The sequence below is a fragment of the Kitasatospora sp. NPDC089509 genome (genome assembly GCF_044749365.1).
In the GTDB taxonomy this organism is placed as follows: domain Bacteria; phylum Actinomycetota; class Actinomycetes; order Streptomycetales; family Streptomycetaceae; genus Kitasatospora.
The window spans coordinates 893,165-907,756 of the sequence record NZ_JBIVHS010000001.1 but is presented as its reverse complement, the minus strand read 5'-3'; the positions used below and the strand labels follow the sequence as shown (position 1 = coordinate 907,756).

The window sequence follows — 14,592 nt, the reverse complement described above, 5'->3', positions numbered from 1 at the left end:
CGGCCTTCGGGCCGGGAAGGAAAGGGTCCCTGGCTCGGAGTCGCGAAGTGGCGGAGTCTTCTATGCATCTGCTCTTTCTTCTCTCGTTGTCGGTGGGGTCAGGTAGGTTCCGGGTTGTGACGACACGACAGGTTGTGGAGGAAGCCGGCTACTCCCGGTACACCTACCGCCTGCGCGTGTCGAAGACGGCATCCGGGCTGCTGGAAGCGGAGTGGGGCCGGTGCCGGTGGCTGTGGAACGAGTGCATCCACATGTCCCGCAAGACGCACATCGCCAACCGGTCCGGTGGGAAGCGCACCTGCGGGCCGGCCGACCTCGACAAGCTCCTGACCGAGGCCCGCGGTGCGATGGCGTGGCTGCGCGATGGCGCTTCGGTTCCACAGCAACAGACCGTCCGGGACTTCGCCAAGGCCCGGGCGAAGGCCCTCAAGGACATCAAGGCCGGTCTGCCGCAGCGTCAGCGCGCCGGGATGCCGAACCCGAAGAGGAAGCGGGACTCCCGGCCCAGCCTGAACTACACCCGGCGTGGTTTCCGGATCAGGGCCGGCCGGTTGCACCTCGCGGGCGGCATCGTGCTGTCGGTGGTGTGGTCGCGTGACCTTCCCTCCGACCCTTCGTCGGTCCGCGTGTACCAGGACGCCCTCGGGCACTGGTACTGCTCGTTCGTCGTCGCGGTCGGCGCCCAGCCGTTTCCGGAGACGGGTTCGGTGATCGGCATCGACTGGGGCGTGAAGGAGATCGCGACCACCACGTCCGATGACCACGACCTGCCCCACCCCCAGCACGGGAAAAGCGCGGCGCAGCGGCTCGCGCACTACCAGAGGCAGATGGCCCGGCGCAGGCAGCCGAAGGGAAAAGCGCAGACCAAGGGCTACCGGAAGGCCCAGCGGCAGGCCGCGAAGGTCCACCGGAAGATCGCCGACCAGCGGAGCGACACCGCCCGCAAGTGGGCCAAGCAGGTCGTCCGGGACCACGACACCCTCGCGGTCGAGGACTTCCGGCCGAAGTTCCTGGCGAAGACCACCATGGCCCGCAAGGCCGCCGACGCCGCGATAGCGGCCACGAAGACGGCCTTGGTCGAGATGGCCCGCAAGCACGGGCGGACCGTGTATCTCGTCAACCCCGCGCACACCACGATGGACTGCGCGCACTGCGGTGTGAGAGCCAAGCACCGTCTCCTCCTCTCCGAGAGGACCTATTCGTGCACCGGGTGCGGAGTGTCGTCGCCTCGCGACAAGAACTCCGCCGCCGTGATGCTCGTCCGGGCTGGTCTCAACCCGGCTGGTGTCGATCGTGCAAGCCCGCACCGTCCGACGGACGCTGCGGCAGCGTGAGCCAGGAATCCCTGCCCTGCAGGGCAGGGAGGACGTCAAAGCACGCCCTCCTCGAAGGCCGGGCGGTCCTGGGCCGACGGGGTGTGGGCGGCCATCCCGCGGATGGTGGGGCGGCGGAAGAAGTCCAGCACGCCGATCCGCAGCCCGGTCGTCTCGCGGACCCGGTTCAGCAGCCGGGTGGCGGCCAGCGAGTGGCCGCCGAGGTCGAAGAAGGAGGTCTCCACGCCTGCGGGGCGGCCGAGTTCCTCCTCCCACAGCCGTTGCACGGTGCGTTCCAGTTCGGTGGCCGGGGCGGCGGCGGCCAGGCCGGCGCCGAGCGGCAGCGGTTCGGGCAGGGCGGCTTCGTCGAGCTTGCCGTTCGTGGTGAACGGCAGCGTCCCGACCGCCGCCCACAGGCCCGGCACCATGTGCTCGGGCAGCAGGTCGGCCAGGTGGTCGCGCACCCGGGGCAGGTCGGCGGCCGCGCACTGGACGTACCCGGCGAGCGCGGTGCCCGCTGCGGTGCGTCGGCCCGTGACCGCCGCGCCGCGCACGCCCGGGACGGTCCGCAGCACGGTCTCGACCTCGCCGGGTTCGATCCGGTAGCCGCGCACCTTGACCTGGCGGTCGGCCCGGCCGAGGTACTCCAGGGTGCCGTCCGGCCGCCACCGGCCGAGGTCGCCGGTGCGGTAGCGGCGGCCCTGCGGGGTGTCGGTGAAAACGGCGGCGGCCTCCTCCTCCCGGCCGGGGTAGCCCAGGCCGACCTGGACGCCGAGCACGTGGATCTCGCCGACGGCCCCGGTCGGGACCGGGCGCCCGGCGGCGTCCAGCAGCACGATCCGGCTGCCCGGCACCGGGCGGCCGATCGCGGCGTGGTCCGGCCCGTCCGGGGGGATCACCCCGGCCGTGACCCCGTGGGTCTCGGTGGGGCCGTAGTGGTTCAGCAGCCGGCAGCCGGGGTTGCGGGCCAGGAAGGCCCGCAATGCCGGGGTCAGCAGCAACTGCTCACCGCCCTGGACCAGTTCGCGCAGGTGCGGCACCGGTTCCGCGCCGAGCGCCTCGACCAGCGCGGCCAGCGGGGTGTACGGCAGGTGCAGCCGCTCGGCCCGGGTGGCGCGGACCACGGCGGCCAGCGCGGTGATGTCGTAGCGGGTCTCCTCCTCGATCAGCAGCAGGGTGCCGCCGCCGCCCAGCGTGGTCAGCATCTCCTGGACGCTGACGTCGAACCCGCAGGAGGCGTACTGGAGGGTGCGGGCGGCCGGGTGGTCGGCGAGGTTCCAGGCGATCAGGGAGGCCAGGCCGAGGGTGTGCATCAGCACGCCCTTGGGTGTGCCGGTGGAGCCGGAGGTGTACAGCAGGTACGCGGCGGCCCGCGCCGAGGGGGCGGGCGGCGGCGGGAGTTCGAGAGCCGCTGCGTCGCCGGAGGCTTCCGCCGCCGTGCTGACGGTCGGCAGCGAGATGCCCATCAGGTCCGTGCCCGGTGCGGTGAGCAGCACGGTCGGGGCGCTGTCCGCGGCGATCAGCCGACAGCGCTCCGCGCCCTGCACCGGGTCGATCGGCACCAGGACGGCGCCCAGTCGCAGCACCGCCAGCAGCGCGGCCACCTGGTCCACCGAGCGCGGCAGCAGCACGGCGACCCGGCTGCCCTCGCGGACCCCGGCGGCGAGCAGTCGGCGGGCCAGTTCCTCGGCCCGGGCGCCGAGCGTGCGGTAGTCGGTCGCGGTGCCGTCGGCGGCGACCACCGCGACCTCGTCCGGCCGGGCCGCCGTGGTGGCGGCCACGACGGCCAGCGGGTGCGCGGGCGCCGGGTCGGCCTCGGGCCCGCATTCCAGGGCGGGGTCGGCGGGGGCGGCCGTCAGTTCGGCGAACGGGCGGGCGGGGTCGGTGACGGCGGCGGCGAGCAGCCGCTCGAAGTCGTCGAACAGCCGGTCCACCGAGGCCCGGTCGAACAGCGTCTCGGCGTACTCGACGTGGCAGCGGATGCCGTCGGGCAGGTTGGTGAGGAACAGCGACAGGTCGAAGGCCGAGCGGTCGACCACGTGGTCCAGCGGACGGGCGGTCACCCCGGGCAGGTCCAGTTCGAAGACCGCGTGGTTCTCGAACTCGACCATCACCTGGAAGAGCGGGTTGCGGCTGGTGTCCCGCTCCGGGTTGAGCTCCTGCACCAGGACCTCGAAGGGCAGTTGCTGGTGCTCGTAGCCGTCCAGCGCGCTGGAGCGGACCCGGTCCAGCGCCTCGGCGAAGTCCGGCTCCCCGGACAGGTCCAGCCGCAGCGCCAGGGTGTTGACGAAGAAGCCGACGAGGCCGTCGGTGCCGTCCGCCCGGTTGGCCAGCGGGGTGCCCAGCACCAGCTCGTCCTGGCCGCTGTGGCGGTGCAGCACCCCGGCGAAGGCGGTGAGCAGCACCATGAACAGGGTCGAGCGCCGACTGCGGGCCAACTCCCGCACACCTGCCGACAGTTCGGCGGACAGATGGCGGACGTGGGCGCGGCCACGACCGTCCGGCACGGCGGGGCGGGGGCGGTCGGTGGGCAGGGCGAGCACCGGCAGGTCGCCGCCGAGCACCTTGCGCCAGTGGTCGAGGCTCTCCTGGTACGCCCCGGCGGCCACCGCGGCCCGCTCCCGGGCGGCCTCGGCGGCCGGGGTGGTGGTGAGCACCGGCAGCCGGGCGGGCCGCCGCTCCCGGGCGGCCCGGTACAGCTCCCCCAGCTCGCGGGTGATCACCACGGTGGACAGGGTGTCGATCACGATGTGGTGCATGGACAGCACCAGGACGTGCCGCTCGGGCCCGGTCGCCAGCAGCCGGGCGCGGAACAGCGGGCCCTCGGCCAGGTCGAAGCGGTGCACGCCCTCGGCGGCGACGGCGGCGGCGACCGCCGCCTCCCCGGCCCCGTCGGCGGGGATCCGCTCCAGCACCGGGCCGCGCGGGGCGGGCAGCACCTGCTGGTGCGGTTCGCCGTCCTGCTCCCGGAAGACGGTGCGCAGCCCGACGTGCCGCTCGACCAGCGCCCGCAGCGCGGCGTCGAGCGCGTCGAGGTCGAGCGGGCCGTCCAGCGCGACGGCCTTGACCTCGTTGTACTGCGCGGCGTCCGGCCGCATCCGGTGCAGGAACCACATCCGCTGCTGCGCGTACGACAGTCGGGCCCCGCGCCCGGTGGCCCGGCGCAGCGCGTCCAGCTGCGGCAGGCCGGCGGCCACCAGGTCGGGGGCGAGCCCGAAGTCGACGAAGCAGGCGATCTCGTCCGCGCCGGCCGCCCGCAGTTCGGCGAGCACGGGGCGCACGCTCTCCGGGGTGCCGATCAGGGCGCGCGCGGCGCAGTAGCGCTCGTAGGCGCGTTCCAGCACGAACTCCAGGTCCTCCTCCCGGGTGTTCTCGAAGTCCAGGGTCAGGCCGAGGCTGTTGGCCATCTGCCCGAACAGCGACAGCGAGGAGCGCAGGTAGTGGCAGAACGGGCGGTAGGCCTGCGCGCGGGCGGTGTCGAGGTCGGCGCCCAGGTAGGTGTGGACCAGCACGACCACCCGGCCGGCCTCCGGGTCCAGGCCGTGTTCGGCCCGGGTGCGCCGGTAGAGGGCGACGTTCTCGGCGAGTTGGGCGACGTCCTGGGTCATCAGGTTGGTGATGACGCCCAGGTCGTGCCGGGCCGCCTCGCGGAAGCTGTCCGGGTTGCCGACGATCGCGGTGAACATCGGCGGCTGCTCCTGCAGCGGACGCGGGTGCAGGGTCACCTCGATCGGCTCCCCGTTGCCGTTGCGGCCGCGGTAGGGCTCGCCCCGCCACAGGGACCGCACGGTGTCGACCTGACGGTGCATCAACTCCTTGTGCCCGCCGTAGTTCTCGGGGAAGAACAGGAAGTCGTTGGGGTGCCAGCCGCTGGCACAGCCCAGGCCGACCCGGCCGCCGGACAGGTTGTCGACCACCGACCACTCCTCGGCCACCCGGACGGGGTGGTGCAGCGGGAGCACCGCGCAGCCGGCGTTCAGCCGGATCCGGCTGGTCTCCCGGGCGAGGGCCGCGGCCAGCACCGAGGGGTTGGGGAAGATCCCGCCGAAGGAGTGGAAGTGGCGCTCCGGCAGCCAGACGGCGTGGAAGTCGTGCCGGTCGGCGAAGCGGGCGCTGTCCAGGACGATCCGGTACTTCTCGTCCTCCGGGGAGTCCAGGAGGTAGTCGCCGAAGAAGTAGAGGCTGAAGTCCACCGGGCGTTCCGGGTCGCGGACCGGCTGGTAGGAGGTGGGGACGGGCTCGGTGCGGGTCTCCTTCACGGGCTCGGCGCGGGTCTCCGCCGCGAGGCCGGGCAGCGCGTCCGCCGCCGGGCGCGCAGCCGGGAGCCGCACCCCGGGCGGGGCCGGGAAGAAGCCGCCGCGCCGCAGGCCGCACAGCGACTCCCGGACCGCGTCGACCACGAACTCGACGTCGCCGTCGGTGTGGGCGGTGGAGAGGAAGAAGTTGCGCCACTCCCAGACGTAGACCCCGCGGGTCAGCAGCTCGGGGAAGAACAGCTCCACGTCGGCCCGCGGCTCGAACCGGAACAGCGAGCCGAAGTGGGCCAGCCGCAGCGGGAACTCCTCCTCCTCGAAGAACCCGTTGAGCGTGGCGGCGAGTTCGTCGGTACGGGCGTTCAGCCGCTCCTGGAGGCCGGGGCCGGCCTCCTTGAGGTGGCGCAGCACGGCGCCCGCCGCGGTCATCGCCAGCGGGTGCTGGATGTAGGTGCCGCCGAAGAAGGTGGTGTCCTTGGGCGGGTAGCTGTCGTCCCCGTAGTCCCAGTGGCCGCCGTCGATCCCGTCCAGCAGGTCGGCGCGTCCGGCGATCGCGCCGATCGGGTAGCCGCCGCCGAGCACCTTGCCGTAGGTGGAGAGGTCGGGGGTGACGCCCCAGAAGCCCTCGGCGCCGCGCAGGTGGGGGCGGAAGCCGGTGAGCATCTGGTCGAAGAGCAGCACGATGCCGCGCCGGGTGGTCAGTTCACGCAGCGCGCGGACGAACTCGACGGGCTGGCGCCCGGGGTGGCGGCTCTGCACCGGCTCGACCAGGACGGCGGCGATCCGGTCGCCGAGCTCCTCGATGACCTGGAGGCTCTGCGGATCGCCGTAGCGCAGCACCACCAGGTCGGCGACCGCGCCGGCCGGGATGCCGCTGGACACCGGGACGGTCTCCCGGTCGGCGCCGTGGCCCACGGTCCGGCCCAGGGTCTGGTCGGAGTGGCCGTGGTACGAGCCCTCGAACATGACGATCGTGTCCCGGCCGGTGTGGGCGCGGGCCAGCCGGATCGCCCCGGCGTTCGCCTCGGTGCCGGAGTTGGCGAAGGCGACCCGCTCGGTGCCGGTCAGCTCGGCCAGCAGTTCGGCGGCCTCACCGGTCTCCGGGCCGCGCGGGCCCAGCCGCAGCCCGCCGGCCAGGTGCTCGCGGACGGCCTCGGTGACGAACTCCGGGTCGTGGCCGAAGAGCAGGACGCCGAAGCCCATGGTGATGTCGACGTAGGTGTTGCCGTCGAGGTCCTCCAGCCGGGAGCCCCGGGCCCGGCGGGCGGCCAGCGGGTAGAGCATCTCCTTGGTCGCGGAGCGGAAGCCCACCACGGCGCGGCTGTCGGCGAGGGTGCGCCGGTGCCGGCGGGTGACCGCCTTGGAGGCGGCGGTGCGGGCGGTGAAGCGGGCGACCAGGCCGTCCACGTGGGCGCGCTGCTGCTCGGTCAGGCCGCCGGAGGCCATGCCGGACTCGCGGGAGAGGGTCACCCGGGGGCCGTGCACCTGCGGGCCGGCGGGGGCCTCGGGCGCGGCGACGGGCACGGGCGCGGGGGCCACGGGCGCGACGGCCACGGTGGGTGGCAGGACGGCGGGAGCCGCCGCCGGGACGGGCGCGGGCGGCACCGGCCCGGTCCCGGCCAGCAGGCCGAGCTGGTCGCGCATCAGGTCGGAGAACTGGCCGAGCAGCGCGAGTTGGCGCTCGATCAGGGCGGTGCCGTCGGTCACCGGGGCGGCGACCGGAACCGGGAGCGCCGCCGGTACGGGTACGGCGGGCACAGTGGGTACGGCGGGCACGGCGGGTGCCACGGGCACGACCGCTCGGGGCGCCGGTGCCGGCTCGGCGACGGCAGCGGCGGCGGCAGCGGCCACCGGCTCGGGCACGACGGCCGGCTCGGGCGCCGCGGCCGGGACCAGCGCGTCCCGGACGGCGGGCTCCAGCCGCCCGGCGATCAGCCCGGCCAGCCGGGCCGGGGTGTCCGCCTCCTCGAACAGCTCCCGCATCGAGATCCGCACCCGGTAGGCGCGCTCCAGGTCCCGGATCATGTTGATCATCCCGAGCGAGTCGGCGCCCAGGTCGAAGAAGGGGTCGTCGGCTCCGACCTCCCCCTCGTCGTGGCCCAGTTGTCGGGCCGTCTGCTCCAGCACCCGGCGCAGCACGGCCGCCTCGGCCGACTGCTCGGGGCTCGCGACGGACGACGGAACAACGGCTGCGGGCTGCTGGGGCGGCGGTGCCTGGTGCATGGCGGGGTCCTCGGTGGTCGGCCGGTCGGGGGCGGTGAACCAGTGGCGGCGGCGCTGGAAGACGGTGGTCGGCAGCGGCACCCGGCGGGCCGGGCCGTCCGGCCAGTCGCGGGCGGCGGCGAAGCGCGCCCAGTCGATCGGGACGCCGTGCGACCAGAGCGCGGCCGCCGCGGCGTCGAACTGCAGCTCCTGCGACGCTCCGCGCCGGGCCCCGGCCACGAAGTGGCGGTGCGGCAGCTCCCGGCGGCCCATTCCGGTGAGCGTCGGGTGCGGGCCGAGCTCCAGGAGGACGTCGTGGCCCAGCCCGTCCAGCCCGGCCAGCACCTGGTCGAAGCGCGCGGTCTCCCGGGTCTGCCGGACGAAGTAGTCGGGGGTGGGCACGTAACCGGGGGCCAACACCTCGCCGCCCAGGTTGCTCACCAGCGGGACGGTCAGGGGCCGCAGCCGCAGCCGGGCGAGCTGTTCGCGGAGCGGTTCGAGCACCGGGTCCAGCAGCCGGGAGTGGAACGCCCGGTTGGTGCCGAGCCGTTCGGTGGTCACCCCCTGGGCGGCGAGTGCGGCCTCCGCCGCCGCGATCCCTTCCGGCGGCCCGGCGAGTACGCACTGTCCCGCGCCGTTGACGACGGCCAGCTCGACCCCGGCCCCGGCCGGTCGGGCGCCGAGCTCGGCGAGCCGCTGCGGACCGGCCATCACCGCCGTCATCGCCCCGGGCGCGGTCGCCCGGTGCATCAGCCGGCCGCGCAGCGCGGTGAGGAACATCCCGTCGGCGAGGTCGAGGGCGCCCGCCGCGTGGAAGGCCGCGTACTCACCGGCGCTGTGCCCCGCGACGGCGGCCGGGCGGAGCCCGAGCTCCTGCCAGAGCCGCAGGTAGGCCGCCTGCAGTGCGAACAGCGCGGGCTGGGCCGCTTCGGTGGTCCATACGTCCTGGGCCCCGGCGGGCACGGCGTCGAGCAGCAGCGGCAGCAGCGGTTCGTCCCAGGCCTCGCGGTGCAGCCGGTCGCACTCCGTCAGGACGTCCCGGAAGACCGGGAAGGCGCGGTGGAGTTCGGCGGCCATCCCCCGGTACTGGCCGCCCTGGCCGGTGAAGAGCAGCACCGGCCGGACGTCGCCGCGCGGCGCCTCCCGGCGTACCGGTACGGCTCCGGTGGTGCGGCCCGCCAGGTGGGCCTCCAGGCCGCAGCGCAGCTCCTCGGGGTCGGCGCCGGTGACGGCGAGGCGGTGGCGCAGCGCGCGGCGCCCGCCGCCCACGGTGAGCGGCAGGTCGCCGGGGGCGGGCGCGGGCCCGGTGGCGAGACGGTCGCGGAACCGGGCGACCAGCTCGGTCAGGCCCTGCTCGGTGCGGGCGGACAGCGGCAGCACCGTCGGGGCCGACCAGGGGCCACCGCCGGGTGCGGCCGCCGGCGGGGCCTCCTCCAGCACCAGGTGGGCGTTGGTGCCGCCGACGCCCAGCGCGCTCACCCCGGCCCGGCGCGGGGTGGCACTGACCGGCCAGTCGCGGGCCTCGGCGGAGAGCCGGAACGGGCTGCCGGTCAGCTCCAGCGCGGGGTTGGGGCGCTCGAAGCCGACCAGCGGCGGGACGGTGCCGTGCCGCAGCACCAGCAGGGCCTTGATCAGCCCGGCCAGTCCGGCACAGGTGTCCAGGTGGCCGATGTTGGGCTTCACCGAGCCGAGCGAGCAGAAGTCGACCGCCCCGGTCCGGGCGCGGAACGCCTGGGCCAGCGCCCGGAACTCGATCGGGTCGCCCAGCGGGGTGCCGGTGCCGTGCGCCTCGATGTAGCCGACGCTCTCGGCCGGCACCCCGGCCAGGTCGAGGGCCCGTCCGACGACCGCCGCCTGGCCGTCCACGCTGGGCGCGGTGAAGCCGACCTTCTGTCCGCCGTCGTTGTTGACGGCCGAGGCGAGGATGACGCCGTGCACGGTGTCGCCGTCGGCCAGGGCCCGGTCCAGGCGCTTGAGCAGCACGGCCGCGACCCCGTTGCCGCCGACGGTGCCGCCGGCCGCCGCGTCGAAGGCCCGGCAGACGCCGTCGGGGGCGAGGATCGAGCCCTCCTGGTAGCGGTATCCGGCGGCCTGCGGGATGTGCAGGGCGGCGGCCCCGGCCAGGGCCAGGTCGCAGTCGCCGGCCAGCAGCGCCTGGGCCGCCAGGTGCACCGCGACCAGCGAGGTGGAGCAGGCGGTCTGCACGCCGATCGCCGGGCCGGTCAGGCCCAGCCGGTGGGCGACCCGGGTGGCGGCGAAGTCGGCCTGGTTGCCGATCGCGGTCTGCAGCGCGGGGACCGGCTCGGCCGGGTCGGCGGTGGTGGCCAGGGTGTGCTGGTAGTAGGTGCGCAGCGCGTACAGGGTCATCCCGGTGCCGGCGAAGACCCCGACCCGGCGCTGCGGGTCGGGCGCGTCGTAGCCGCCGTCCTCCAGCGCCTGGCGGCAGGTCTCCAGCAGCAGGCGCTGCTGGGGGTCCATCAGGGCGGCCTCGGCGCCGCTGATGCCGAAGGCCTCGGCGTCGAAGCGGTCGGTGTCGGGCAGCGCGCCGGTCACCGGGACGAAGTCGGGGTGACCGTACTCCTCCGGGCGCAGCCCGGCCGCCGCCAGCTCCTCCTCGGTGAACCGGGTGGTGCTGCGGACCCCGTCGACGATGTTGCGCCAGTACTGCTCGGGAGTGTCGGCGCCGGGGAAGCGCAGGGCCAGGCCGACGACGGCCACCCGGCGGTCGTCGGCGCCACCGGTCGACGGTGTGGCGGCGGGCTCGGCGGAGGACGCGGCCGGGGCCGTGGGCGCCTCGGTGAGGTGGGCGACCAGGGCGTCCACGGTGGGGTGCCGGAACAGTTCGGTGGGTGACGGGGGCGCCGGCAGGGCCGCACTCAGGGCGCCGTGCACCCGCATCAACTGCAGGGAGCCGATGCCGAGTTCGGCCAGCGGGCGGGTCGGGTCGAGCGGGGCGTCGAGGACCGCCTCGAAGGCGTCCAGGACGGTCCTGCGCAGTTCGGCGCCGACGGGCGCGGATCCCGGGAGGCCGGCCGGCTCGGCGCTGGGCCGCGGGGTCCGGGCCTCGGCCGGCCGGGCGGCGGGCGCCTCGGCGACCGGCCGCGGGGCGGTGGCCAGCAGTCGGCGGCGCGCGGCGGGCGCGCTCGGCTCGGGCCCGGCGTACCAGCGGCCCGGGGCGCCGTCCAGCAGCAGCCGCGTCAGTCGGCGGCCGTGCGCGGCGCTCAGCACCGCGATGCCCCGGTCCGCGGCGACCCGGTCGAGGTCGGTGGCGCCGTTCATGCCGACCCGGCTCCACAGGCCCCAGGAGATCGTCCAGGCCGGTCTGCCGGTCTGCCGGTGCAGTCGTTCGGCCGCGCTCTCCAGGTAGCGGTTGGCGGCGGCGTACGCGGTGGAGCCGACGGCCTCCTGGAAGCCGACCATCGAGGAGAAGCCGACGAACTGGGCGCCGGGGCGCTGCCGGACCAGCTCGATCAGGTGGTCGGTGCCGGTCGTCTTGGCGCGCACCGCCTCGCGCCAGCTCTCCGGGCCGGTGCCGGAGAGCAGGGCGATCCGGTAGGCGCCGGCCAGGTGGAGCACACCGTCCAGCGGTGCCTGCCAGTCCCGTTCGGCCTCGGCGACCACGGCCGCCAGCTGCTCCCGGTCCGTCACGTCGGCCCGGCGGTAGTCGACCCGGCCACCGTAGCCGGACAGCCGTTGCAGGGCGGCGCGGCGGTCGGCCGCCTCGGCGGTCGGCGCGTCCAGGTCGGTGCGGCCGATCAGCAGCAGCCGGGCGCCGTGGTCGCGCAGCAGACCGGGCAGCAGTTCGGCGGCGATCCCGCCGAGGCCGCCGGTGACCAGGTAGCGGGCGCCGGGCGAGAACAGCGAGCAGCCGCCGGGCCCGGCCGGGCCGGCGTCGACGGACGGCCCGGCCGTGGAGGCGCCGTTGGCGGGCTCGACCGCCGCGAGTCGGGGCACCCACGGGCGGCCCGCGCGCCAGGCGCACTCGGGTTCCGGCCGGGGATCGGCCAGCAGGGCGAGCAGCGCGGCGGCCTGCTCGGCGGGCGGCAGGCCGACCGGCAGGTCGATGTGCCGGGCGGCCGGCACCAGCTGCTCGGCTCTCGCCCCGGCGGTCAGCGCCGCCGTCAACTCGGCGGCCGGATCGGGGAGTTCTCCGGGCAGGACGGCGTACAGTCCGGCGCTGACGGTGACCAGCTCGCCGGAGGGCGGCCGGTAGCCGAGGGCGCGCAGCAGGGCGAGCAGCGCCTCGTCCGGCGGCGCGGCGTCCACCGGCCGTACCGCGTCCACCGGCTGTGCCGCGTCCGCGCGGGCCGCGTCCCACAGGTGCAGCACCCGCCCGGGGCGCTGCTCGCCGAGGGCCCGCAGCCACTGCCCGGGGTCGGCGGTCGGCGACCGGTCCACCACCACGGCGTGCGGCAGGGCCGCGCGCAGCGCCTCGACCAGGGTGCCGGGGCCGGACGGGCCGAGCAGCAGGGTCGGCCCGACCGGGTCGCCCTCCGCCGGCTCACCCTCCGCCGGGGCGGCCCCGACCGGGTCCGGGGGCACCGGGCGGGGTTCCCAGCCGATCCGGCGCACACAGTCCGGCAGGGTGCGGGAGTTGGCCTCGGCCAGGTCCAGGGCCACGATCTGCTCGTCGAGTCCGCCGTCGAGCAGGCGCTCGCGCAGCGCGGTGCGCTGGATCTTGCCGCTGGTGGTGCGCGGGAACCCGGCCGCCGGTACCGGCAGCACCAGGACGGGGGCGGGCTGCCGACGGGCGGCCAGCACCCTGCGGACCTCGGCGGCCACCGGCGGTGCGGGGGCGTCCTGGTCACTCGGCACGTAGACGATCACCAGCTGTTCGGTGCCGGTGCGTTCGTCCGGCACCCCGAAGGCGGCGACGTGCCCGGAGCGCACCTCCGACACGGAGGCGACCACGTCCTCCAGCTCGTGGCAGAAGTGGTGCACCCCGTTGACGATGATGATCTCCTTGCGCCGGCCGGTGAGCACCACCTCCCCGTCGGCCAGGAAGGCCAGGTCCCCGGTGTCGAACCAGCCGTCGCCGACGAAGGACTCCCGGTCGGCGGCCGGGTTGTTCAGGTAACCGGGCGTCACCCGGCCGGAGTTGACCTGGAGCCGGCCGACCCGGTGCTCGGGCAGGGCCCGGCCGTCCTCACCGGCCACCCGGAACCGGGCGCCGGGGGCGGGGCGGCCCATGCTGAGGAAGGCGGTGCCGCGCTCCGCGGAGTCCGGGCCGACGGGCTCCAGCCGGCCGCCCAGCGAGTCGGTGCGCACCAGGCGGCGGGCGCCGTCCTCGTGGTAGCGCTTGTAGGCGATGGCGGTACAGGTCTCGGCCATGCCCCAGCCGAGCAGCAGGTGCTCCGCCCGGACACCGAATGGCCCGGTGGCGGACAGGAATTCGTCCAGCACCGCCTCGGTGCACTGCTCTCCCGCGTTGATCAGGGACTTGACCGCGGAGAGGTCCCAGTGCCGGCCGGGACCGGCCGCCCGCACCGCCTCGGCGACCAGCCGGTAGCCGAAGTTGGGCGACCAGGAGTGCGCACCCCGGTAGCGCTCCAGGGTGTCCAGCCAGACCAGCGGGTCGGCGAGCACCAGCTCGGTGGGCACCTGCACCTGGTCGGCGGCCAGCGCCACGTCGCGCAGGTGGAACATCAGCAGCCCGGCGACGTGGTCCAGCGGCAGCCAGTTGACGGTGACGTCCTCGGGCGAGCTGCCCTGGGCCACCGCGCCGGCCACGTACTCCAGGATGCCGCGGTGGGTGATCTGCACCGCCTTGGAGCGGCCGGTGCTGCCGGAGGAGAGCTGGAGCATCGCCACGTCCCCCGGGTCCGGGGTGCACTCGACGCCGGGGCGGGCGGGCGGCGCGCCCTCGTCGGCCCCGGCAGCGGTGGGGCGGTCGACCGCGACGACCCGCAGCCCGGGCGCCGGGTAGAGCTCGCCGAGCCGGGCCAGGCCCGCGACCGCCGGACCGGAGGCGAGCACCGGCGGCTCCTCCAGGGTCTGCCAGGCGTGCCAGAGCTTCTCCAGGACGGGGTTGGGCTGGTCGTACGCCGGCGGTCGGGCCACCGTGACCGGCTGGATCCCGCCCAGCAGGCACCCCCACAGCGCGGGGAAGTAGTGCTCCGGGTCCGGGACTTGGAGGATCACCCGGTCGCCGGGCCGCAGTCCGGCGGCGGTCAGCAGGGCGAGGGTCTCCCGGGACCGCTCCAGCAGTCGGGGGTAGGTCAGCCTGGTCGCCCGGCCGTCCGCCCGGACCAGGTGCAGGCCGTGCTCGGGGTACCGTTCGGCGGCGCGCAGCAGCGCCTCGGGCAGCGTCCGGGGCGCGTCCGGCGCCGGTGCGGGCAGCGGGGCGCCGACCGCCTCGGTGCCGGTCTCCTCGATGCCGGGCTCCTGGGTTCCGCACTCCTCGGTTCCGTGCCCCTCGGTTCCGGCGCGCTCGGGGACGGCCGACCCCGGGGTGCCGAACGGCCGCCAGTGCACGGTGAGTTCGCGCAGGTGACGGAGGGCCGGTCCGGGCCCGGCGGGCGGCCGGGTCACGGCGGCGGCGAGGGCGGCACCGTCGGGCTCGCCCTCCGGGGTGCGGACGATGCCGTCCAGCAGGTGCACCTCGGCGCCCGGGTCGGCGTCCACCAGGGCGGCGGTGGCCCGGCGGCGCAGCGCGGCGGGGTCGGTGTCGACGGCGGGCACCAGGTAGGCCAGCAGGCCGGGGCGGCGGTCGGCGCGCTCGACCGGCAGCAGCGCGCAGTCGGCGACCTCCGGACGCAGCAGCAGCCGGGCCTCCAGCGCGCGCAGCCGGGCACGGTCGGGACCGGTGGGGCTCATCAGCTACG

Annotated in this window: 2 protein-coding genes; one reads left to right on the top strand and one right to left on the bottom strand. The window is 75.7% G+C overall.

Features of this window, described 5'->3' with window-relative positions; all coding sequences use genetic code 11:
* Window positions 1-116 precede the first annotated feature (116 nt).
* Window positions 117-1,334: an RNA-guided endonuclease InsQ/TnpB family protein gene (locus ACIP4P_RS03635; RefSeq protein WP_400914313.1), complete on the top strand. Its 1,218-nt coding sequence runs from the start codon at window positions 117-119 to the stop codon at window positions 1,332-1,334.
* Between the two features lie 35 nt (window positions 1,335-1,369).
* Here ACIP4P_RS03635 and ACIP4P_RS03630 read toward each other — a convergent pair whose 3' ends face one another.
* Window positions 1,370-14,584, bottom strand: a complete 13,215-nt coding sequence (locus ACIP4P_RS03630) for a MupA/Atu3671 family FMN-dependent luciferase-like monooxygenase (RefSeq protein WP_400914311.1) — start codon at window positions 14,582-14,584, stop codon at window positions 1,370-1,372.
* Window positions 14,585-14,592: the final 8 nt, after the last annotated feature.

Coding starts and splice junctions, on each gene's coding strand:
- ACIP4P_RS03630 (WP_400914311.1), bottom strand. CDS start 14,584: ATGAGCCCCACCGGTCCCGACCGTGCCCGGCTGCGCGCGCTGGAGGCC.